This is a genomic window from Saliterribacillus persicus, assembly GCF_003337485.1.
Classification (GTDB): domain Bacteria; phylum Bacillota; class Bacilli; order Bacillales; family Amphibacillaceae; genus Saliterribacillus; species Saliterribacillus persicus.
Genome location: NZ_QPJJ01000002.1, coordinates 316595 through 339424, shown reverse-complemented (window position 1 = coordinate 339424; position 22830 = coordinate 316595). Strand labels below are relative to the sequence as shown.

The following is a 22830-nucleotide window of genomic DNA, read 5'->3' as shown; positions in this document are numbered from 1 at the left end:
CATGTTCGTGTTTGTAACCTATTTTTATTTATTAATTTGTTTATTAATCCTCTTCTACACAATCGGTTACATTTTCTATCAAAGGTATGACCATCACCGTGAAGAAAGAGTAGTCAAAAACTATAAACATATGATTCTAGAACAGCAACAAGCGATCGTGCAAGGAACGTATATGAAGCGTGATTATCGCAAGCCGCTATTAAAAGAGCTTAAAAAAACAAAACAATTAATTGCTTTCGAAAAAGCGTTGCATCAACTAGATAATGAGAACGTGTCTATCTCTGCCTATTTAACACAAATAGAACCAGTAATAAAGAAGCTTGTAACGCATTATCAAGAATACGACTTGATGGAAAAAGCCTATCTTGCACGTTTTATTGCCAACTATGCAAAAGATAGCTGGCAAGATCCACTTATTTACCGGACGCTTGTTTCATATTTGGACCACGCGAGTATTTATTTACGCGAAAACGTCCTTATGGCTACGTATCAGCAATCAGATCCGAAATGGATCATCAAAGTCTATCAGTACCTATCAGAAAATGAGCTGTTTCACCATCCCAAACTAATTCAAGATGGCTTACTCAGCTATCCTTATGATAGTGAAGCGCTGATCGATGAATTATGGAAAGAGCGTCAGACGTTTCATGAACCGATTGTTTTAGGCATGATTGGTTTTATTACGTATCAGAGTGACCGTTATAAGCACATTTTTTATGATATGTTGAAAGAAAAGCAGATCAATTTAGAGGTCAAAATCCGACTGATGCGTTATTTTGAAAAGCATCATCATCCTAAAGTCGAATCACTGTTAATTTCTATGGTTTCAGATTCACAAGAGCCCATCCGAATTATTGCGGTTTATGTGCTGCGTACCTATCCATCTGAAAAAGCGATCGCTACATTAAAAAAAGCGCTCACGGATGCTAGCTGGTATGTACGCAAGAATGCAAGTCAGTCACTGCTAGCAATGCATGTGTCAAAATCAGAATTATTAGATGTGTTAACAGGTCACGACCGCTATGCGAAAGAAATGTTACGTTATCATATTGAAGAAGAGGAAGAAGGAGGTATGCTTGCATGAATCTATTTGTGGAACGATTTATGGAAGTTGTGGCCATCCTTTTTATTACGTATATGCTTTTATATACCACGTTTTTATTCTTATCGGTGTTATTTGGCGCGATCAGGCTGTCTGAAAAAGATCGGATGGTTAGGTTAAATAATGAAATAAAGCATGACTATTATATGCCGATTTCCATTATCATACCAGCCTTTAACGAAGAAGTGACCATTGTCGATAGTGTAAGAAGCTTACTAGACTTAGATTATAAATTATATGAAATTATTATTGTGGATGATGGTTCCACCGATGAAACATCTAACCAGTTACTTCAATTCTTTCCGTTTAAACAAACGAATAGCCCGATTCATCGTAAACTGAAGTGTAAAGAAGAGGAAGCGATCTATGAAGCTACGGTTAATCGGATTAACTTGACTTTAATTAAAAAAGCGAATGGTGGAAAAAGTGATGCGTTGAATATGGGAATCAACGTTGCTGAATATCCATACTTTGTCACCATTGATGCGGATTCTTTACTTCAAGGCAATGCATTAGAAAAGATTATTCAGCCTGTGTTAGCGGACGAACAAGTCATTGCTGTTGGCGGGATGGTCCGAGTTGCGCAATGTGTAGACATGACAGATGGAAAAGTAAATGATTACAGGATGCCTTGGAACCCGATTGTAGGAATGCAAGTGGTGGAGTATGACCGTTCTTTTTTAGCATCACGGATCTTACTTGACCAATTTAGCGGCAACCTTATTATTTCAGGCGCTTTTGGTTTATTTAAAAAGGATGTTGTGATTGCTACTGGTGGATATAAAACGGATACAATCGGAGAAGACATGGAATTAGTGATGCGTCTGCATACGTTTATGCTAAACAATAACCGACCTTATAAAATTAGTTATCAACCGGAAGCGATTTGCTGGAGCCAATCGCCAGAGTCATTTCGTGATATTTTCACACAAAGAAGACGATGGTATATAGGATTATTTCAATCATTAGTTGCTTATCCGATGATGCTTTTCCGTTTTCGTTATAAACCAGTCAGCTTTATTTCCTATTTGTATTATTGGTTGTTTGAATTATTAGGACCATTCATTGAAGTGTTTGGTATTCTGACGATTATTCTTGCCTTTCAATTTGATTTATTAAATGTTCCTTTTATGATTAATTTATTCTTGATCTACACAGGCTATGGAATTTTATTATCTCTGACCGCTTTTTTCCAACGGGTGTACACACAAGGGCTAAGATTATACACCTTAGATATTATAAAAGCCATTTTTATGGTAGTAGTAGAAAATGCAATCTACCGATACATACTATCATTAGTACGTGTAACCTCCTTTATCGGATATAAAAAGAAACGTAAAACCTGGGGTACTATTAAACGACAGAAGCATATGGATTTTTAACTGTTAGTGCCAAATATTGGGTTCAGACCCTGTCGAAAGACAAAGTGATAGGTTTGTCTAGATTATAAGATAAGCGTATCGAATCAAATGATTCGATGCGTTTATTTTTTTCCTTGCTACGTGTACGGTGTAACTAGCTGTAAGCAGTTATATATAGTTGAACTAAGACAGGCGTGCAATTGTAATTGCTGAACCAAGCAGCATTTTCATCACTTGCAAGTGGTGAAGATGTCAGGATTAACAAGGAGAGTAGTGAGCATCTTATCAAATCATCTAAAGTAAAAGCCGAAAGATGTAATTCTTTCCTTTGTTAGGTAGAATTAAGTCAGAAGGTAATCAAATTACTTGCCTAGTCATATTCAACATACTAAACAGCCGGGTCAGGTGTTCCGTTTGGATGAATGTGGCGTTGAGAGTCTGTTCCCAGGGTGCTCGGTACTTTAGTGCCGATAGGATGTCACAGGAGTTTGAGATAAAAATAGTTTTCAGCGGAATTCATAAAAGTTGAAGTTAGCTACCCCGAATTAGATGAAATATATATTAGGTACTTTTCAAAAATTAGAAAAAGGTGATGAAATGACAAACAAATCCGATACAATGTCAGAGCAAGAGAGGAATGAGTTACTAGAACAATTAACAGGTTTGCGAAGTAGTCATTTAGAAAAGTGGTCTCAGAAGGTATGGAGTGACTTAGAGATTCCTTTCTCTCTAGAGGACGGATTGCGTGCATTCACAAAATCTGAATTAGATGATATTAGGAAATATCTAAATGTAACTGGAGTTAGTGGCTTGAAAAAAGGTGACTTACTGCAAGTGTTACTAGAAGAAGTACCTAAAAAAATAGAGGATATATGTAAAAGATGGGATGATAAACGGTTTTCAATGCTCTTACAAATAGCGAACAACGGTGGGAAGATCACTGCCCCTTCATCCATAGGTCTAGTTCAAGCAGGGTATTTACGTACAACTGGTTTTATATTCACAGGGACTAACCAAGAGAAGGAAGTAATAGCCTTGCCAGTGGAATGTATTGATCAAATTAAAGGGTTAAAAAACAATCTCGCTGTTAGGTCTAAGGTAAAGAGAAATACGGAGTGGTTAAACCTCTCTCGAGGTCTTTTATACTATTATGGAACGTTGAATGGTTCACAGTTAATAGAATTGGTGGGTTCCTATATTAATGAACCTGTCGAGGTAAAAGAGTATTTCGAAGTGATGCATGATGCAAATGAATTCATGGAGGATTACCAATACGATAGACATGGATTTTCTGATCAAGCAGTAGTAAATCCAGAATCAGTCATAGCCGAACATGCATTGAGGAAGGATCTATCTTTTTATCCATTCAGTAAGCAGCAACTCCTGAAAGCCGGAGAGACTGACTTTATGGAAAGAAACAAAAGCTATGTTAAGTTGGTTAAACATCTTAAACAATCTTTTGAAATCGATAAAGAAGAAGTTGACGAAATTGTTGAACAGTGTGTAATTGATATTCAAAATGGTGCAACGTTCAACGAGGTTGTGGAGTATTTTAGTGATCAATTTGAATTCGAGGGTATAAATGAGGTTCAGGAATTAATGGATCACGTAACCAATCTCATGAACAACACCCGACTATGGATATTGAAGGGCTATACTCCGACCGAATTAGCGCAGCAAGAGAGAAAACATTTAAAACCTCTACCAACCATACAGTCTAAAACTCAAGAGCCCAAAGAGGTGGTAAAGATAGGAAGAAATGAACCTTGTCCATGTGGAAGTGGGAAAAAGTATAAAAAGTGTTGTGGAAAGTAGGAAGTAGGTAGATCGGGGTTAGATCCTTCAAATGGAAAAGTTGTCGGCGAAGAGGGTCTGGCCCTATTTTCTAGACACGTAACAGGATAAGGGTGTCACGCACTACATACTACATAAGGACATTTGTCTTTTTATAGTTCCTGACACCCGTTTAAGTAAAGGCTTCCACTTGATCGTTATTCCTTCCATGGTGGAATGGAAGCAGGGTCACTCACCAAGTTTCCCAGTTATAATGAAATATGAGATACTCAAGGTAAATTACTAATAGAAAGGTGTCATTCAAGTGGATTTGCAACAAGAATTATCTAAAAAAGGTTATACGAAAGCTGCTGAATTCCTAGCAAATCTAACCAAAAGTGAACATTTTCTTAAAGAACTTTCTTTGATTTTAAAAGAATGTGTTCCTTCTAAAAGTAATCTTCCTGATGATATTCATATCTTGTGTACACAGTTAGAGCACGTAACTACTTTTGAGGAAGAATACAAATCTATTCTATTACGTGATTTGGAAATTATTTTATCTGAAGTTATGAACCACACAAATGATCTAGTGGAAATCTATATCGATGAAAAGGAAGAAGAGGAAGTTATTTCTCTGTATGTAAAAGCCTTTGTAGGTAACGCAGATGCACAGCTCGAACTTGGTCATTTTTATAAATCAATCCAGCGTGATGCATGGGCTTTTGACTGGTTCAAAGCCGCAGCCAATGCCGGTAGTGCGGATGCCCTTTATTGGCTAGGTAATGATTATTTTGTTGGAAAAGTTGTCGAGCATGATTTGGAAAAAACGTATTTTTATTATAAAGAAGCTGCGGAAAAAGGACATGCTGATGCCCTAAACAACTATGCGGATATGTATTTACGTGGGGAGTATGTGGAGAAGAATGAAACAAGAGCGCTAGAAATTTTCAAAGCAGCAGCCGATAAGGGCGTACCAGAAGCAATGTACACACTTGGATATATGTATGAAAATGGTAGAAGTAGACATGGAAGAATCCAAACGATGGTTTACCGAATCCGCACTGTTTGGTGATGTATTTGCAGCAAATCGCCTCGGACATGAGGCAGTGGAAAAAGGCCTTGGGGATGAAGCGATATCTTGGTATCAAATGGCTGCTGATCAGGGTGACTCATATGGCGAGTTTAATCTTGGTCTTTGTTATGAGAATGGGATTGGAGCCCACGTGAATATGAAAAAAGCTAAATATTGGTATCAAAAAGCTGCTTTAAAAGGTGATGATCAGGCAAAGCAGAGGTTGAAGGAGTTATAAATTTATCGCGTTCTGTGAGTGCCTCTCCCACCAATATAATGTCGAGTAAAACAAATCACGGGTGGTGACGAGCACTTTTAAATTTTGTAGATGACTTCGAGAAGTTATCTATTGATTTTTCTACATGGTTAGAGCGTTTCATTATTGCTCAAGGATGTTCCTTCTGGGAATGGAATAAGTGAAAAGCAGAGAGGCTGTCACAAGAAGGTCATTTGAAGGGCCTAACGGACAGTCTCTTTTTATTTTTGGTATCGTATCTTGAGGTGTTTTATGAGTGGAATAGCGTGAATTTGCATGAAGTCACGAAAAATTTCTCGTTTTGGGAGGACTACTTTTGTTTATCAACTGTTCTACTGCTGGGATATATACAGGTGCCCTATGAGCGAATCTAACTTTTCGCGTTCACTTTTTTGGGCGTTCCTTCTATAAGGTTAGCTTTCATAGCAATTAATTCTATTATAAACTTTTCATATTCATGGATGTTTGTATGTAAAAATGATAGTTGTTTTACAATAAATGCTACTAACATTAGTCATTATCATTTCTTTTAATCTGCTTATCTATAATAATCAAATATATAGATAATATAAAAATTAAAAACATAATAATATTAAATATCACATCATCATGTCCTGTAGTATATGGAGTAAAGTGTATTATTCCAAAACAAACCCCTAATAAAGCTATAACACCCGTTACTATTCTATAAATTTTTTCTTTGATAATAATACCAACTCCATTTTTACAAAAATATTTAGTGTTATAGTAACATGAAATATACTACTTAACTAGGAGTTCCTTTTTAACAATCCATCCGTATATGTCTTACCTATATTATCTTTCGTTTTAAGAAGACCCAAAAAAGTCTTGGATCCATCAAAATAGGATTCAAGACTTTTTATCTTTTTAAATTATTATCTATTTCAGAGAAGTGACTGAAGGACTTCCGATATATCTTGTAGGTTTACTATAAGTAATATCTACAATTAAGCTTTTTAAAGAAAAGCTGAACTTTTGCTTTCTCCTAGTATCTAAAGTAATGGATAGCGCAATTTTTCCAGGTCCCTCTCTAATTTATGCTTATGGAAGAAATCCTCAACAATTGTCTCTTGTGACCAATCGATAATGGCAGTGAAACGTTGCGTTAGGGAAGCCATGCCACAAACAACAAATAATTCGATGCATGTATCAGCAGGGAAATGCGCAACAATTTTTTCACTAAATCGATATGGGGTAATCAAAGGCATTTGAGCGGATAAATAGGCTAACTGTAAGGCCGCTTGTTCGGCTGAGCTAAATAGTTTCTCGTTACCACCGCGCTGACTAGCAATAGCAAAGGCGTGTTCCATACGCTTTAGTGTTTTTGCTTGATCATTTGATACGAAATGTGCCATATAGGCTTCCGCTTCCGCTAATTTGGGATGCTCTTTTTCAAGATGGGAGACATACGCAATGATATGTTTAAACTCAGCAGTTAACAGGCTTTGTGCCTGCGGTGCCATGACTTCTGTGTAAAAGGAAGCATGTAAGGGTTGTAAGTGTTTTGGAAAAGCTGCTATCCATGGAGGTAGCATGCCAACGCGTTCTTTACAGTAGGAAGGAGTATCTTTTACTTTTTCGACATACTTGCTCATCATCTCCTCTATGCTAGGTCCTCCAGTAGGTAAGGCGTGGTCAAGATTCGATGGATTTTGATCACTATTTACGGCATGGCGACCAAATGATTGCTGTAATCGTTCTTCAGCTGCCATAGCCCAGCCACCTTCAATGTCCAAACCGACGAGGTCATTAAATACATTGAGAAAACCAAAGGCAGCACTCACTAATGCTACTGACATGATTTCTTCATTTACTACGGCACTACTTTTTCCAGATTCAGCAGCAAGCGCGTGTAAACGATCGAGGTAGTTTTCTGGTACTTGATTAAGTGTTGCCATGCTCGCTAAATCAGCCATCGAAACCCAATATTCATCAAATGGATTGTTCTCATCGCGTTGCTCAAGTCGAGAAAGGCGTAATTGTTCAATAGTTGTCATGGACAGATCACCCATTGTAGCAACAGAATGAACCTGACAATAATTACATCCGTGTGCATTAGAAGTGGAATATGCAACAGCACACAGCATAGCGGGGCCTAGTACCTTTTTGGCAGATTGAATGGTAGGCATGTTATGGCAATAGACAAATTGTTTATAAACCTCTGGCCAATGGTGCAAATAAACGAATGTGTTCGGCCAGAAACCGAAGAAATCTTTGTAGAAGTGTAAGATGGGCCATTGTTCAGGGTCTTGACTGTTAGTGCCATCGCTTTTTGGTATATGCTCGATAAATTTAAAATCTTCTGCCCCAATCGCAAGACTCTTCGCGTTATATGCATCAATGTCTATTCCGGGTGTCTCAGCAAAAAAATGTAGTATATCGCGAAAACGACGTGATGTCCAAAGCCTTTCTACATCATTTGTACTGCCGATGGGATACTGTCCTATAAATACTTGTGGCAGGGTTGTTTTTCCGCTTAGATAAACAGATGCATCCTCGTGAATGCTATTTTCCGTATCGTGCCTTGTAAAGAATAGATTGCCAGTATCGCGAAGGACTTTTTTTATTTTCTCGGATTCGAGTTCCCCTCCTTGCAAAAATACGGTGATGTTCGATTGATTAGCCATCTTAATCATCCTCTCCTTTTTATAAAACGGAATTTAGGTTCCGTTTTAATTTTATAGCGGCTTGGTTTTCCTGTCAATATAAAATGGAATCTTAATTCCGTTTTTAGTATAATGAATAGATAAGATTTAGCTATCGGAGGTAGTGCCAAATGGAAAAAGAAAATTTATCTGTTCCTTCCAGTAGAAAAGATGCCAATCGCAATGTACATAAAATAATGGAAGCTGCTAAAGTGGTTTTTAAGGAAAAAGGGACCGAAGCAAAAATTGAAGAAATTGCAGAAAAAGCCGGAGTGGGTGTAGGAACCATTTATCGGCGATTTGTGAACAAGGAAAGATTAGTTTGGGCGGTCGGGATGGAGATTATCGAAGAGATTCGTGACAAACAGCGAATCGACGTGGATCTTTCTGTACCTGCCGACCAAAAAATCCGCTTGATTCTTGATGAGTTCCTGCTACTTCATCACAAGTATGGCCAACTGCACGAAATGCTGATTACATTGTCACAAGACACACCATTTGGCGAGGAAATTAGGCATATATTAAGCGATGTATTGCAGGTGACGATTAGAGAAGGCCAAGAGCAAGGTATCTTTCGCAATGAAGATCCTGAAATTTTAGAAGCATTTGTTTTGCATATTGTTAATGCGAGCCTGATTAAAAGACTACGTTCCCAAATGGATGTAGAGGATATCCCAAAAACAATTGCTGATTTTGTGTTAAAAGGGTTGTCTTAAAGATTTATCAGTATACTGTTTCTCGGAACGAATTAGAAGAAAATGGGTAATTGTCATTTTATGATAAAATTATTATTGAATTAAATTATCATTTTGGAAGGTTACAAGGATATATTAGTAGAATAAATACTCTTTAAGGGTGGATTAAGTTGAAGACAGTAATTAAAATAATTATTATGGTCATTTATATGTTTCTATTAAGCTACTTACCAAGTGTATATGATGTACCAAAAGATACATTGTATATTGTAGTATTCTTCCCATTAGGCATAGGCGGAATACTCTTAATTGATTATCTGTTCAAAGATAAAGATAAAACAAAACCACAATAAGTTATAAATCATAAAACAGTCCACATCTCTAGGTGTGGACTGTTTTATGATTATCTAGCTATTTGGTTCGACTCCATTAAAGATTTTTTAAATCCTGTTTGGAGTGATTACTTACGTTTTACATGTATCATTTTATAATCTATTGTTGTTTTAGCCATTTTGTTAGGTGTTGTACTTAATCTTGCAACTCTTTCATTAAATAAAAGAAGCGGGATTTTATAACACACATTGGCGTGAACGGACAAATACTAAAAAGATTTGTGTAATTACCAGTATAGTGAAACATTAAAATGAAACCATCCGTCTACTATAGAAGAATGATATAAAATGATCAGGGAGATAAGTGATTATTTATGGAGATTAAATACGATTTACAGCCAAAAGACATTTGGGCTTACTTTAAAAATGTTCGCACGTTTTCTGAAAAATTCAGATACAGATATTCCTATATTAAATATATCTTTTGGCCATTAGGATTGTATCTCATACAATTTAGTATCTTGCTGCTTCAATCTGCTCCTCTTTCATACGCACTAATACATCCGCTTTTTTACACATTTATTGGAGCATTTATCATTGGTCCTTTGCTTATGGAATTATTGTTTTATGTAAAGTATAAAATGTATGTTATCAAATATGAAAGGCTTAAGAATAAAAAGATTATATTTCTAGTAGATGGCTGTGAATTCACTCTCACAGAAGGCACAAACTTTTATAAATGGGCAAATATTCACCGTGTTGTAGAAGATGAAACTCATTATTTTATTTATATAAATGACAATAAATGTATCATTTTACCAAAGCATTGTTTGGAATTAGAGGAAAACCAACACGTCAAACAAATTCTTAAAGAAGGGGTAGAACCCTATATTGAGTATCAAACACCACCTGTTTCCAACAAGCTGGTGAAGGTTGGAGTCACTATGATGGCATTCTTCTTTTGTTTATTGTTATTTAATAATTGGCTAGAAAACTCCTCTTACTTGGCAAAACAAAATGTTTATGACTTATTTGAGGGAATTGAAAATAATGATGACCCAAAAGAATTGTTAGATAGTGAATTGACTTTGAAGGATTCAGTTACTATGGGTAAAATAAATCAAGTGGGAAGAAAGGTTTATACTTTGTCTGAAAGTAATCAAAACCAAAAAGAATGGAGACAATTATCTAACTTACTTATACGCGCTAATGAACTTGTTATTGAAAGAGATCAAATCACCCAAGTCTATTCTGGAGAAAGTGAATATTGGCAAATGGGGGATATCACTTTTAAAATTATGCCTGACCATTATGTAGATGTACATTACGCTACAAATCAACGTGCAAACTCTCAAGAAACACAAACGGTAGTCGAATTCTTAAATATAGAAGTTTATATGACTTTAAATGAAGAAATAGATATTCTTCTTAATGAAGTAGAATTTAGCACGTCTGATATTGATTTTACTGAAGGAAAGGGATCGGGCTTACTAGGGTTAAGTGACCGGTACCAATTAGATGAAAACAGCAAGCTTATCAATGCAGATGGGGCCCAAAAAAACATAAATGACATCACAGGCATCTATATACTGGTACAATGGAAAAGTAAAAATGCAGATAAAATACAAGAGGAAAAGATAATATATTCCCCTGTTTCTTACTAGCATAAATGAACCCCTAAACTCTTATAATTCTGATTATTAATCTTTATAACTATCTATCAATTTATTCGCGATTTTGACAGCATCTTTTTTTGTATAAACATTTTGGGTTTTCTGGTAAGTGTCTTTTTCAAAGGTTAAAAACGACACTTTATGGAACAATTCACTTTGTTTATTTGGGTTTTGCCATGTTAAAATTATTTCTTCAAATATAAATTCATAATAACCTATAACATTATCATTTAAATTCATTAACTCTCTACCGTTGACTTCAAAATCTTCTTGTTTCCATTTAAAAAGTAAGATGCTTAAGTAATCACTTTAATTCTGTAATTTATACGGATGGATGGTAAATCACGTGATTCGCGTGCTTTATATTCTAAGCTGACCTCATCTACTTCAAAAGGAATATCACTCATCTTTGGAACCAAAATTTCCTCTCTTAATTCTAGAGGGATTTTTTTGTGAACTTTCTTAACTTCTGGATATTGATCAAACAGTTTTTGTAGAAGTATATTGAAATTATAATGGTATACTATGGTAAATTAATACATGGAATATACAGTTAAAAAGGAGCTAGTAAGATGACAGGTTTTAAACTAGAATATGAAACTATGAAAAGCGAGATATTACCACCTATTTCGCTTAATTTAAATGAATCACATACCACTGCGATCTACAGTGATACAGATATGCAAGCTGAGTTAATACATATGCTTCTTAATGATAGAGATATTACCGTTTTTGACCGTTCAGAAGGATTATATGAGCGTTTGACCGTAGGTGATAATATAACTTTTTACCATAAATGGTTCGGGTGCAAAACGCCACTACCGGAAATTCTAGTGTTGTTCGAGCTACAACTGTGTGCAAACAAACCATTACGGAAGTGCTCTCAATCTGAAATTGCCCGCGTGTACTATGCAAAGTATTTCATGATGGATACGTATCCAAAGGTGTTTCATGAGCCAATCCATGGTGTCGATATCAAGACAATGAATACCTTTATAAACATGCTAAAAAAGATAGCAGACGACAAGACGCCAGCACTTATTTTAGTATCTAATATTGAACATGCGCTGCTTCTTAGCGATGTTGCTTATCGTTTGCAGGAAAAAGGTCTGCATGAAATTGAAATAGATGCTGAGGAGAAGGATGAGACTACACCTGAAGACAAACCAACTTCCACGCTAACAACAGCAAAATTGTTCAAAATTCCAGCGAAGATAGATGATAAAGTCATTCTTTTTGATCCGATGGAAATTGATTATATCGAAAGCCAGGACGGGAAGGCGATGATTGTTATCAATCATGAATCATTCACACTGGATTCGACGCTGGCTGAAGTTGAAAAGAAATTAGAGGTTTACGGATTTTATCGATGTCACCGATCCTACATCGTAAATTTACAAAAGGTACGTGAGATCATCACATGGTCAAAAAATACATACTCACTCAGAATTGATAACCAAATTAAGTCAACCATTCCGTTATCGCGGACGAAAATACAAGGGATCCAAGATATGTTTAACCTGAAATAGATACAGTTCAGCTTTCACGTGGAATAAAGCTCCTTATTTAGTGGTTCACTCAATATTAAATCGGTACACTTAAGTCTCTTTTTGGTACATCTCGCCTTGATATTACTGCATTTGTAAGCAATACAGGATACGATAAGGTCATATTACTAAAGGGGGATTTCCATTGGAAAATGCAATGAAAGTTACGGGGCTGAGGAAGGTATTTAATCAACATACAGCCATTGAAGATGTCAGTTTCAATGTGAAGCGAGGTGAAATTTTTGGATTGTTGGGTCCGAGTGGGTCAGGCAAAACAACAACCATAAAAATCTTAACAGGTGAACTTTTACAAACATCAGGTGATGTAAAGGTATTAGATTTCGATATAGCCTTTTTTAAAACGCCTGACTTTAAATCGAGAATTGGAATCTTATCTGATAATAGTTCCTTGTATGATCGACTAACCGTATATGATAATTTGAAATTATTTTGTAAGTTGTATGATGCACCCTTAGAACAAATTGATGTAATGCTAGAGGAAGTAAATTTGAAAGATGCGCGCAATAAAGCTGTATCAAAGCTGTCAAAAGGAATGAAGCAACGTGTTTTACTGGCGAAGGCACTTATTCATAAACCTGATCTTGTATTTTTAGATGAACCTACCTCTGCATTGGATCCAGGAAACATAGCACATATCCATCGCGGATTGCAGAAACTAAATGAAGCTGGAACGACTATTTTTATAACGACCCATGATATGGAAGAAGCAACAAAATTATGTGACCGTGTCGCCTTTTTAGATAAAGGTAGAATACAGGAATTAGGTAACCCGAATGCACTTCGGTACAAATATTCAACGCATGCCTTTCATGTGGAAACATTTGATGACAAGCGATTGGTAATTGAAAATGAGCGCGAGAATGCAGATGAAATTAAGGAATTAATTGCAACTGGAAAAGTTAAATCAATCCAATCAGATAATCCCACACTTGGGCAGATCTTTTTAAAAATTACTGGGAAGGAGCTGGTATAATGCATACACAACGTATAGGTGCCATTTTTGAAAAAGATTTAAAGGATTTTATGAAGAATATGATGCTTTTGATGATGCCAATCGCTCCTATCTTACTTTCAATCATGTACAGCCGGTTAGGCGATGGGGAAGAGATTCCTATCTCAATGTTATATATAATCGTAGGGGTGACCTTTTCCGCTGTAACATCAAGCTCGATGATGACGATGATGGCGGAAGAAAATGAGAAGAAGACACTACGTGGCCTGATGTTGTCACCTGCTTCTTTTATGGACATCATTATAGGGAAAAGTTTAGTAGTTGCTTTGATAACGGCTGTTTCATTAGCTATTTCTTTATTTCTAATGGGAATTGAGCCTTTTCTTAGCGCGCAGGCCATCATAGGCTTAGTCCTATTATTTCTATTCTTTTTATTTCTTGGTATTGGTATAGGATTATTCGCGAAATCAATCGCTTCCACGTCTGCCTACATCATGCCAGTAATGTTTTTATTTGGATTCACGCCGATGATTGAATTCCTTGCCCTTGGTGAAGACAGTATCGCTATTAAAGTAGCGGATGCATTTCCTATCATGCAGTTAATCAACATGCACGATACCAATTCATGGGTTCCAATAGGTGTTGTTGCGCTTTGGACGATTGGTGCAGCACTATTCACTTATATCTGTTTTAAAAAGGAAAGAACCGATGACTGACTGTAAGTGTAAAATCGTTTAATATTTTTAAGTAGGCAGGCAACGCATTCTTTTTTAGAGAAAGCGAATGCCTGTCTTTTGTAGATAGTAGTTTTCAATAAAAAATGCTCCAATGGTTTTCTACAGGAACCATTGGAGCATTTTTTTTAAATTATCACTATTCAGCGTAAGCATGAAGTTCTTTCACAAAGTCTTCCGCAAACTTTTGACACCGTTCCACGTCATCTTGATCGGGAGACAATTCTATTTTTAAATTATATAAAACATTCGATGCTCCTCGTTCTTTAAATCGTTCTGCAAATGTATCGATGGCTCCACCATAATCAGGATACATGGAATCACACGACCCAAATAACCCTACAACTTTCCCAGTTAAATCAATCTCATCCATGTCATCATAAAAATCCTCTAACTCATAGGGAATATCGCCATCTCCCCAAGTATATGTTCCGAAGAGTATTGCTTCGTAGTTAAGTAAATCTGTAATTAAAAAATCATCCATATCTATTTGAATTTTTTCTACATCTAATCCATGGTTGGTAATATTTGTTTCCATAATATCAGCTATTTCTTCCGTATTTCCAGACATACTGCAGAACAATATGATTACTTTTGGCATGTAAGGATCCCTCCTTTTTGTCTTCACTTTCTATTTTAAATGAAAATGATTATCAATGTCAATTAAATAAATGCTTGTAAAAAGGAACACAGTTTAATGTTAGAAAAAAACTTGTGTGTAATTGGGATAAAGTGAGTTGACATTGAGAATAATTATCAACTATAATTAATTGATAACGATTCTCAATGTGGGGTTAGTCAAAATCGCTAACTTATCATAAGTCCATAGAAAAATATTATCATCAGTTTTAGCGTTAACATTTATAACTACTATAGGAGAGTGATGAAATGTATCAAGATTTTATTGCTGTAAAAGCTTTCACACATAAAGTTGATTGTTTCTGTCTAGGTTCAATACATAGTGAATTATTAAGAATTGAACAAGCAGATATCATTAGAGTTACAAATGAACGAAAATATGTAGCCAATAATGGGTGGTATATGATGGTTGAAGTTGATAATCAGTATAATTTTTATATAGCTCTTACCGACTTGGAACGCTATTACACAACGGGGCAAATTCTTTTAAAAGATGATATCGAATTTAATATAAATTATTTAAACGCTCAGGTTGATCGCTCACTAGATAATAAAGATGAAGCGCTGTTCAAATTATTTTCAACGCAATTAATTGAAGTCAGTAGGCTGAAGGTGAAACTGGAAAAGAACCTTGAAGCTGGTGCGTTGAATTATATGTAAGAGTGGAAAAATCACACCTTCCTAAAGGTGAATTTAACTTAGAAAAGGCATTTGAAGGTACACAAAGGATTTTGTTATCTTGCTTGTCTCTAGAGAAAAGACTTACCCCTTTTTTCTTGCTCAGAAACGGAAGCCATCATGGTCAGATGGAATTTTCCATTAACAAACTTAATCTAAATTACCTTTAGGTTTTTCGTTATGCTTTCTATCTTTCACTTCTGTAAAAAGGTTATCAGACGCATTAGGATTGGTTATTTTATTTGGAGAGCTCTGATTAGATTCGATCAGCGATTTCAGCATCGCAATATCCTCTTTCGTAGCATATTGCTTATCAGATTTTAACATATATCCTATTTGACCATTCGCTTCTAAAGTAGCCCATTTTAAATCAGCGAAATTTTGAATATTTTGTTGTCTCAGGCGCACTTCAAGCATATCAACCGTTAACCTTAGCTTCTTTAAATTGTCTTCCTTCAGTTTGCCATCTTCGACTATAATAACGGATTTTCCATAAATTAAAGTCTCAAGTGAGTCCCATCTCATAACGATATATTCAATAAAGAGAAGTGTGATCACCATGAGAAAAGTAATTATCATGGTAATCCAAATGTTTCTGTCGCCAACAGGTTGAATAATCAATGAACCAACAGCTACCATCATGACAGTCTGAGCAACAGTGAGCTGTGAGATTGATTTTCTTCCAGCCAACCGTAAAATAAGGACGCCTCCTATTACGATGACAATAGCTTTCCATATAAAGTTTAAATCCATAAACAACCCTCTCTTCAGACGTACAGCAGTATTGTATCAGTTATTGTTTATTGTGGATGATATTCTATACTTTATTCCTCAAAAGATGGTAATAAAAAACTTCCTAGGTAAATTCTAATTTTAATTATTTTTTTCTAGTCTAAATAATAGGATTGTTATATAGCTTTCTGCCACGGAGGCACAATTACTTTCCCTCCATTATTTATTAAGGGGAATTGATTTGAGCACAGTCTAGAACTGGTTATGATAGAATGATAATCATACAATACTTTAAAAAGCGAGGAAACACGATGATTGCAAAGACTGAAGAGGATTTTAATGGATTAAAAGAAATTGGTAAAATTTGTGGTGAAATTCGAGATAAATTAGTTCAAAGCACGAAACCTGGAATTACTACAAAGGAAATCGATCAAATTGCGGCTGAGATGTTTGAAAAAGCAGGAGCTCAATCTGCCCCAAAAGGAGTATATGATTTTCCAGGGTATACGTGTATTAGCATAAATGAAGAAGTAGCACACGGAATTCCGAGTGACCGGATTATTCAAGAGGGGGACCTTGTAAATATTGATGTTTCAGGTTCTAAAAATGGATATTTCGCAGATACTGGAATTTCCTTTGTTGTTGGGAATGGAGAGGACATTTTACAGAAAATATGTGACGTTGCTAAAGAAGCATTCGAAGCTGGACTTGCGAAGGCAAAACCAGGCTCGAAAAAAAGCGCTCTCGGAAAGGCTGTCCACAATGTTGCGAAAAAGAATGACTTAACTGTCATCAAAAATCTTACTGGACACGGGGTTGGACGCTCGATTCATGAAGCTCCAGATCATATTTTCAATTTCTTCTCACGCTGGGATGATGAAATTTTAAAAGATGGCTTAGTAATTGCTTTTGAACCCTTTATCTCTTCATTTGAAGAGGAGGTTTACCAATCTGATGATGGATGGACCTTTCTAACCGATGAGAGCCATGTGGCTCAATATGAACATACGATTATTCTTACAAAGGAAGGACCAATTATTACTACATTGTAAGAGAACTAATACCACAATTGAACACGATTTTGAATACTAAAAGCCTAATCCTTCACTAGAAATAGGAAGAGATTAGGCTTTTTTATTTTTGAAATTCCTTTTTGTTCTAAATCATTATTTTTTCGTTGATGGGCTATTTGCTGACATTGATACAGTCATCACAGTATGAGAAGACCCGCTTTCTTCCATATCAATAAATACCTTTTCTAATCCGTTAAATATATTTACAGCTTCCCCGTCTAATCGAGTGGCATAATGGGTGCCACTAACTTCAACCCCATGATCTTTCATGGCTTCAATTTGTGCATAGATTTGATCCATGTATTCGCCACCACCTAATGGGTATAAAGCAAATTTAGTAGCGGCTTCTTGTTTTATTGAATCAACGCTGTCTTTATTTAGAACGACGTCATCTTCAGCCATAAACACATCCCCTGTAGTATCGCCTGGACAACCAACGGAGTAAGTTGCTTCAAATGTCACATGAACACCTGTCTTAGCAGCATGAAGATAAATTGCTTTTGTTACATCAAAAATATGTGGAATTCTACCTCTTACTAATGTGCTAACATCATCTGTTTGCATCCAGACCTTCGAAGTATCTACATTGTTTAATGCTTGTGTAATGATGTCTACAAATTCATCACTCATAGGATGAATAGAAAAACTACATCCTGCTATACGATTACTACCACAAACAAAATTACTCATATATATTCTCCTCCTTCTACATATAAAAAGCTGCATTCCCGAGGGAATGCAGCCAAGGTTTTTGTATCAAATAAATGTTCATACAAATTGTTCGACTGCACTTCCCCACGCTAGTATTATCTAGATCGGGTTCCAAGGGTCAAAACATTATCGTTCCTCTCAGCCATTTCAGGCTCCCCTAGTACAACTTCGTTATATAATTATCTTCACTTATTATCGTAATAAAATCTTGTAAGCTTGTAAAGCTCGATGTTTAAATTATTCTCTCTTAAGCAGTCCGTTTGTAGATTAACCCGCAATGTTATGGGCCAAAAATCAAAGTCCCCCAAAAGTGGGAAATTGGAGGAAAAAACAGAAAAACAATTACTAAATTACCATAAAAACCAATCTTACCTACTATTTTAGTTACTGAACTCAGTTTATTAAACCTTTGAAGTATCCATCCCATAAGCCCAAAAATAAAACCTAAAAAACTAAAACCATACACAACTATGAAATTTGATCCAAACACAGATATATTAAGGAAAGCACTGGATATACAGAGGATTAAAAGAATAAATCCTAACCAACTGCAAGTTGTTACAAATATCTTCTCCAAAAAATCTCCCCCTTTTTAAAATTTGAACACAAATCTACATGTTGTTTATTCTCTATATATAGGATTCATACTGTACCCTGACCAAAATAAGAAATGATATTTATATCGTAAAACTAAATAACTTCAGTGTATCATGATTTACCATATTTTGTATTTCGTTCATTTTAGTAATCAAGCTATTCATAGTGAAGAGATTTATATGATGTTGAATGTGTTCCAAAACTTGAAACCAATTAATGTAATGATCCAAGTATCTAGGCGCAACTTCGTTGAATCTTCCCTTGTTCTTATAAATTCAATTATCAACAATTAACTTTAACAGTGCCTAACAAAAAGAGAGGAAAGCACGAACGGCTCTCCTCTCCTGTTAATTTAAAAATGTTTCGATTCAAACGAAACGTGACTAACTTATGAAACAGAAAAACCGTTCTGTTCATTCACGCCATTTTTCTCTGAAAATTCATCAAGCAGAGCACGTACTTCATCAGTAGATTCTGTCTCCATCAGCTTATTTCTCAACTCACCAGCACCGCGGAATCCGCGGACGTAAATCTTGAAGAAGCGACGTAGCGGTTTGAAAAGTCTTGGCTCCAGCTCTTCAGAGTATTTATCATGAAGATCAAGGTGAAGGCGAAGGAGATCGAGCAGCTCTGCGCTGGTTGGATCTCTTTTCTCTTTTTCAAAGGCAAATGGATTGTGAAAGATGCCTCGGCCGATCATCACGCCGTCTATGCCATACTTTTCAGCGAGCTCAAGGCCCTTCTGACGGTCAGGAATGTCCCCATTGATAGTTAGAAGGGTGTGAGGGGCTACCTCATCCCGGAGTTTCTTGATTTCTGGTATCAACTCCCAGTGTGCATCGACTTTACTCATTTCCTTTTTCGTACGAAGGTGGATGGTAAGGTTGACGATGTCCTGTTCGAGCAGGTGCTTAAGCCAGCTGTGCCATTCATCCACTTTTGTATAGCCGAGGCGGGTTTTCACACTAACGGGTAATCCACCAGCTTTTGCTGCCTGGATGAGCTCTGCTGCGACATCCGGGCGGCGAATCAGGCCACAGCCTTTTCCCCCTGCTGCTACGTTTGGTGCAGGACAGCCCATATTAATATCAACTCCGCGATAACCCATTTCTGCCATCCCGATACTCATTTGTCGGAAGTATTCGGGCTTGTCTCCCCAAATGTGAGCCACGATTGGCTGTTCATCTTCTGTGAAGGTCAAACGCCCCCGTACACTCTCTTTTCCATTCGGATGACAGTAGCTTTCTGTATTCGTAAATTCTGTAAAAAACACGTCAGGTCTCGCAGCTTCACTCACGACATGGCGAAAAGCAACATCCGTCACGCTTTCCATCGGTGCAAGAACAAAAAACGGTCGCGGCAACTCGTGCCAAAAATTATCTTTCATCATATATCTAAACCCTTCCCTTAAAGGTAAATATGTTCCTATAATAAAAATATTTCTGTTATATCCATAACGAGATAAATTGGATTTCAACTAATATATTTTAATAGTATCAAAAGAAAAGTGCAAGGGAACGAGATGTTTTGTTTGTGTGTATAAAAAGTATAAATGTGAAGTATCTTCCATCAGTTCTTATATATTTTACAATTTTAATGGTAATAAAAGACTATTTTTTATTCACTTTACGTAAAAATCTGGTAAAATATTATTACAGAGATCTAAATATTGATAATTAGATAAAAATAGGAGTGATTCTATGAAAACTAGCGATAAGATTAAATATCTTTCTACAACAGCTCTATCTAAAGAATTAAAAATGAACGTCAAAGAAGTATTTCAAATTTTACTAAAGGATGGATTAATTAAACGAGTAGAAAATAACTGGGTTTTGACTGAAAAAGGAGAAAAAACAGGTGGAACTTTAAAGAAGCATCCAAAAGTAGGCGAATACATAGCGTGGAATGAAAATATTAAAGAAAACGAAATATTTACAACTACCAATAATGAAGTACTGCTAAACGCAACGGCGTTAAGTAATCACTTTGGTGTATCTAAATTAAAAATGAATCCCATTTTATCTGAGTTAGGTTTTATTCAGAAAGCTATAAAAGGATGGACAGTTACAAAACTGGGATTGAGTATTGGTGGTAAACAATTAGAATATGATAGAACTGGAGTACCATATGTTAACTGGCCGGAAAGTATTTTACATAATAAAAGATTAGTAGAAACGATGAATGAATTGCAGGGAAATGAACCTGAAGAAAACAAAGCAGCTGATACAGACAACAGTTTAGGATTTAGAGATAAATTTGAGGCAAAGCATAGATCGGCAGATGGTCACTACGTGCGTTCAAGAGCTGAAATGCTAATTGATAATTGGTTATACATGTCTGAAATTGTCCATGCTTATGAAAGAAAATTACCAGTTGAAGAAGATGTTTATACGGATTTTTATTTACCTGTTGGTAAGGTGTACATAGAATATTGGGGATTAGAAAATGATCCGAAATATGCAGCGAGAAAACAAGAAAAGTTAAAAATCTATGAAAAGTATGGGTTTAATTTAATTGAGTTACAGGACGCTGACATTCAGAATTTGGACGATATATTACCTAAGAAATTACTGAAATTTGGAATACAGGCGTATTAGAATTATAAGAATGTAGGTTATATCCTAATAATAGTTTAAAAAATAGGAGAAATAAATTTATGATGTGTCCATTCTGCACCCTAAATGAAATGAAGATTTTACCGTTATGTAAAGCGATTATAGCACTTTATGATAAGTATCTCGTTCAGAAAGGAAGAGCTCTTTGCCTACATACAATAAATTAGTAAGAGATTTCATTCCACAGATCATTGAGAAAGCGGGGAAGCAATATTCTACAAAGGTTCTAGATACTGATGATTATAAAGCAGCCTTACGAACAAAGCTTGGCGAAGAAATAGAGGAGTATTTATCTGCAGAAAATGATCAAGAGAGTCTAGAGGAATTAGCTGATCTTTTGGAAGTGGTGTATGCCATAACTAAAACACATGGTTCTTCGATGGAAGATGTGGAAGAGATTCGCCAGCAAAAGAAAGAAAAACGCGGAGGATTCAACGATAAGATATTTCTAATAGAGGTAGAGGATGACTAGGAAAGCTTGCAAGGAAATCCTCTGGTGGTATGTGTATGAGTTATAAATTAAAAATTGGGGAACTAAAAGAAGGATATTTAACGGATGAAGAAATATGGCGTATCTTTACGATTGTTTTATCTAGCAAATCAGTTAAGTCTTCCACCTACAAGTATGCTCTAATTAAATCCTTAATCGAAAATTTATACCAAGTTAACGAAAGGTGTGAGCTGACCTATGATCAACTCGCATACGCCTTTGCCAAGATATATTGGAACCTAATTGTTAAACACAATTTGGAAAACCAAAATCGTGGCAAGAAAGCCAAAGTGGTAACGATTATTAAAGAGATGCAATGGAGGCATCAAATTCCTTCAGACTTTAGCTTCGATAAGTTAAATGCACATGTACAGGTTAAGCTGATAACAGAAGTGAAAAAGACAATGAAAGAAAATGTCTTTGGTGCAATTTATGGCGATACGAGGGAGAAGTTTTACGCCTTCGAGCACAAGTCTGAATACTTTAAAATAAACCCTTCGGTATATCGTTTTATGTTGAAATATCAGAGATTACTTGTAAATCTAACTAACTATCATATGGCAGCAATGATGGAACAATTGAATGAAGTTCCTAGTATTAACTATCTTCTTGGAAAAGTGGAAAGCATTGCGAAACGTTCATCGTTACGTCCATTTGAAAATATTTTACTAAACCACTTTGAACGGAGCTGTTTCTATTGTGGTAAAGCACTACCAGATGGGAAGAGACAGATTCAAGTGGATCATTTCATTCCATGGTCCTTTGTTCAGTCAGATCAACTTTGGAATCTTGTATTATCATGTAATACCTGTAATAGCTCAAAACGAGATAAGTTACCGAAAAAATATTACTTGGATAATATCATAAATAGAAATGAAGAATTAGTGGATAAGCAAGAGGAAAATGTAATGAACTTAATGACAAATTATAAGGATAAGAAGATTATCCTGTTGTACGATTATTCGATTAAAAATGGTTTTGATACGATATGGGAGCGGGGTTAGATGGAATTGTTAAATGAGAAACATAATCTATAAAGGGTTAATCAAAGTGCATGCTGGCTAGGGTAAGCGCTCCTTTTATGATAAAAACATTTTCTCGAAATTAA

General features: G+C 35.8%; 24 protein-coding genes and 1 riboswitch. Of the genes, 16 read left to right on the top strand and 8 right to left on the bottom strand.

From position 1 onward, the window contains the following. Position 1 precedes the first annotated feature (1 nt). The 5 genes from DFR57_RS03710 (at position 2) to DFR57_RS18440 (ending at position 5549) form a co-directional block, all read left to right on the top strand. Positions 2 to 1084: a HEAT repeat domain-containing protein gene (locus tag DFR57_RS03710; protein WP_114351801.1), complete on the top strand. Its 1083-nt coding sequence runs from the start codon at positions 2 to 4 to the stop codon at positions 1082 to 1084. Then, on the top strand, positions 1081 to 2484 hold the full coding sequence (locus DFR57_RS03705) for a glycosyltransferase family 2 protein (protein WP_114351800.1): 1404 nt from the start codon (positions 1081 to 1083) through the stop codon (positions 2482 to 2484). Before DFR57_RS03710 ends, DFR57_RS03705 begins: the two co-directional genes overlap by 4 nt. 576 nt (positions 2485 to 3060) lie before the next feature. Continuing rightward, on the top strand, positions 3061 to 4278 hold the full coding sequence (locus DFR57_RS03700) for an SEC-C metal-binding domain-containing protein (protein ID WP_170132896.1): 1218 nt from the start codon (positions 3061 to 3063) through the stop codon (positions 4276 to 4278). Between the two features lie 283 nt (positions 4279 to 4561). Then, on the top strand, positions 4562 to 5311 hold the full coding sequence (locus tag DFR57_RS03695) for a tetratricopeptide repeat protein (protein WP_245937375.1): 750 nt from the start codon (positions 4562 to 4564) through the stop codon (positions 5309 to 5311). Beyond that, positions 5265 to 5549 (top strand): tetratricopeptide repeat protein, encoded by a 285-nt coding sequence (locus tag DFR57_RS18440; RefSeq protein WP_245937374.1) that lies wholly within the window; start codon positions 5265 to 5267, stop codon positions 5547 to 5549. The genes DFR57_RS03695 and DFR57_RS18440 overlap by 47 nt, the downstream gene beginning before the upstream one ends. 1031 nt (positions 5550 to 6580) lie before the next feature. Here DFR57_RS18440 and DFR57_RS18150 read toward each other — a convergent pair. Further along, positions 6581 to 7585: a hypothetical protein gene (locus tag DFR57_RS18150; RefSeq protein WP_147269767.1), complete on the bottom strand. Its 1005-nt coding sequence runs from the start codon at positions 7583 to 7585 to the stop codon at positions 6581 to 6583. Between the two features lie 779 nt (positions 7586 to 8364). On the opposite strand from DFR57_RS18150, the gene DFR57_RS03685 reads away from it, so the two are divergent. The 3 genes from DFR57_RS03685 (at position 8365) to DFR57_RS03675 (ending at position 10924) form a co-directional block, all read left to right on the top strand. Next, positions 8365 to 8949 (top strand): TetR/AcrR family transcriptional regulator, encoded by a 585-nt coding sequence (locus tag DFR57_RS03685; RefSeq protein WP_114351797.1) that lies wholly within the window; start codon positions 8365 to 8367, stop codon positions 8947 to 8949. Positions 8950 to 9098: 149 nt separating this feature from the next. Then, positions 9099 to 9281 (top strand): hypothetical protein, encoded by a 183-nt coding sequence (locus DFR57_RS03680; protein WP_114351796.1) that lies wholly within the window; start codon positions 9099 to 9101, stop codon positions 9279 to 9281. A gap of 353 nt (positions 9282 to 9634) precedes the next feature. Beyond that, entirely contained in the window at positions 9635 to 10924 is a 1290-nt protein-coding gene (locus DFR57_RS03675; protein WP_114351795.1) for a YcxB family protein, read from the top strand. Positions 10925 to 10960: 36 nt separating this feature from the next. Here the strand turns inward: DFR57_RS03675 and DFR57_RS03670 are convergent, their stop codons facing one another. After that, entirely contained in the window at positions 10961 to 11173 is a 213-nt protein-coding gene (locus DFR57_RS03670; protein WP_114351794.1) for a hypothetical protein, read from the bottom strand. A gap of 56 nt (positions 11174 to 11229) precedes the next feature. Continuing rightward, positions 11230 to 11352 (bottom strand): hypothetical protein, encoded by a 123-nt coding sequence (locus DFR57_RS18545; RefSeq protein WP_281270469.1) that lies wholly within the window; start codon positions 11350 to 11352, stop codon positions 11230 to 11232. Positions 11353 to 11505: 153 nt separating this feature from the next. Here DFR57_RS18545 and DFR57_RS03665 point away from each other — a divergent pair, with 153 nt between their 5' ends. The 3 genes from DFR57_RS03665 to DFR57_RS03655 all read left to right on the top strand — a co-directional run bounded on the left by DFR57_RS03665 (position 11506) and on the right by DFR57_RS03655 (position 14169). After that, complete coding sequence (locus tag DFR57_RS03665; RefSeq protein WP_114351793.1) at positions 11506 to 12462, top strand: response regulator transcription factor; 957 nt, start codon at positions 11506 to 11508, stop codon at positions 12460 to 12462. A 163-nt stretch (positions 12463 to 12625) separates the two neighbouring features. Then, positions 12626 to 13474 (top strand): ABC transporter ATP-binding protein, encoded by an 849-nt coding sequence (locus DFR57_RS03660; protein WP_114351792.1) that lies wholly within the window; start codon positions 12626 to 12628, stop codon positions 13472 to 13474. Further along, the gene (locus DFR57_RS03655) at positions 13474 to 14169 is read left to right on the top strand and encodes an ABC transporter permease (RefSeq protein ID WP_114351791.1); all 696 of its coding nucleotides are present in this window, start codon (positions 13474 to 13476) and stop codon (positions 14167 to 14169) included. Before DFR57_RS03660 ends, DFR57_RS03655 begins: the two co-directional genes overlap by 1 nt. Before the next feature lie 157 nt (positions 14170 to 14326). Here DFR57_RS03655 and DFR57_RS03650 read toward each other — a convergent pair whose 3' ends face one another. Then, a complete protein-coding gene (locus tag DFR57_RS03650; protein WP_114351790.1) occupies positions 14327 to 14788 on the bottom strand; it encodes a flavodoxin in 462 nt (153 codons plus the stop codon). A 287-nt stretch (positions 14789 to 15075) separates the two neighbouring features. On the opposite strand from DFR57_RS03650, the gene DFR57_RS03645 reads away from it, so the two are divergent. Then, entirely contained in the window at positions 15076 to 15486 is a 411-nt protein-coding gene (locus tag DFR57_RS03645; RefSeq protein ID WP_114351789.1) for an IDEAL domain-containing protein, read from the top strand. A gap of 168 nt (positions 15487 to 15654) precedes the next feature. Here DFR57_RS03645 and DFR57_RS03640 read toward each other — a convergent pair whose 3' ends face one another. Then, positions 15655 to 16257, bottom strand: coding sequence for a DUF421 domain-containing protein (locus DFR57_RS03640; RefSeq protein ID WP_114351788.1), 603 nt, complete (start codon positions 16255 to 16257; stop codon positions 15655 to 15657). Between the two features lie 290 nt (positions 16258 to 16547). Here DFR57_RS03640 and map point away from each other — a divergent pair, with 290 nt between their 5' ends. Further along, on the top strand, positions 16548 to 17288 hold the full coding sequence (map, locus tag DFR57_RS03635) for a type I methionyl aminopeptidase (protein WP_114351787.1): 741 nt from the start codon (positions 16548 to 16550) through the stop codon (positions 17286 to 17288). A gap of 114 nt (positions 17289 to 17402) precedes the next feature. On the opposite strand, the gene DFR57_RS03630 is transcribed toward map, so the two are convergent. From DFR57_RS03630 to DFR57_RS03620, 3 genes are all read right to left on the bottom strand, one after another. After that, the gene (locus DFR57_RS03630) at positions 17403 to 17999 is read right to left on the bottom strand and encodes a YkoF family thiamine/hydroxymethylpyrimidine-binding protein (protein ID WP_114351786.1); all 597 of its coding nucleotides are present in this window, start codon (positions 17997 to 17999) and stop codon (positions 17403 to 17405) included. Between the two features lie 85 nt (positions 18000 to 18084). Beyond that, positions 18085 to 18189, bottom strand: a riboswitch (TPP riboswitch). Between the two features lie 111 nt (positions 18190 to 18300). Then, positions 18301 to 18597 (bottom strand): hypothetical protein, encoded by a 297-nt coding sequence (locus tag DFR57_RS03625; RefSeq protein WP_114351785.1) that lies wholly within the window; start codon positions 18595 to 18597, stop codon positions 18301 to 18303. A gap of 408 nt (positions 18598 to 19005) precedes the next feature. Then, positions 19006 to 20004 (bottom strand): tRNA dihydrouridine synthase, encoded by a 999-nt coding sequence (locus tag DFR57_RS03620; RefSeq protein WP_114351827.1) that lies wholly within the window; start codon positions 20002 to 20004, stop codon positions 19006 to 19008. Positions 20005 to 20317: 313 nt separating this feature from the next. Here DFR57_RS03620 and DFR57_RS03615 point away from each other — a divergent pair, with 313 nt between their 5' ends. From DFR57_RS03615 to DFR57_RS03605, 3 genes are all read left to right on the top strand, one after another. Continuing rightward, entirely contained in the window at positions 20318 to 21214 is an 897-nt protein-coding gene (locus tag DFR57_RS03615) for a glycerol kinase (RefSeq protein WP_114351784.1), read from the top strand. A 163-nt stretch (positions 21215 to 21377) separates the two neighbouring features. After that, a complete protein-coding gene (locus DFR57_RS03610) occupies positions 21378 to 21704 on the top strand; it encodes a nucleoside triphosphate pyrophosphohydrolase (RefSeq protein WP_114351783.1) in 327 nt (108 codons plus the stop codon). Positions 21705 to 21739: 35 nt separating this feature from the next. Beyond that, on the top strand, positions 21740 to 22726 hold the full coding sequence (locus DFR57_RS03605) for an HNH endonuclease domain-containing protein (protein ID WP_114351782.1): 987 nt from the start codon (positions 21740 to 21742) through the stop codon (positions 22724 to 22726). The last annotated feature ends 104 nt before the right edge of the window (positions 22727 to 22830 follow it).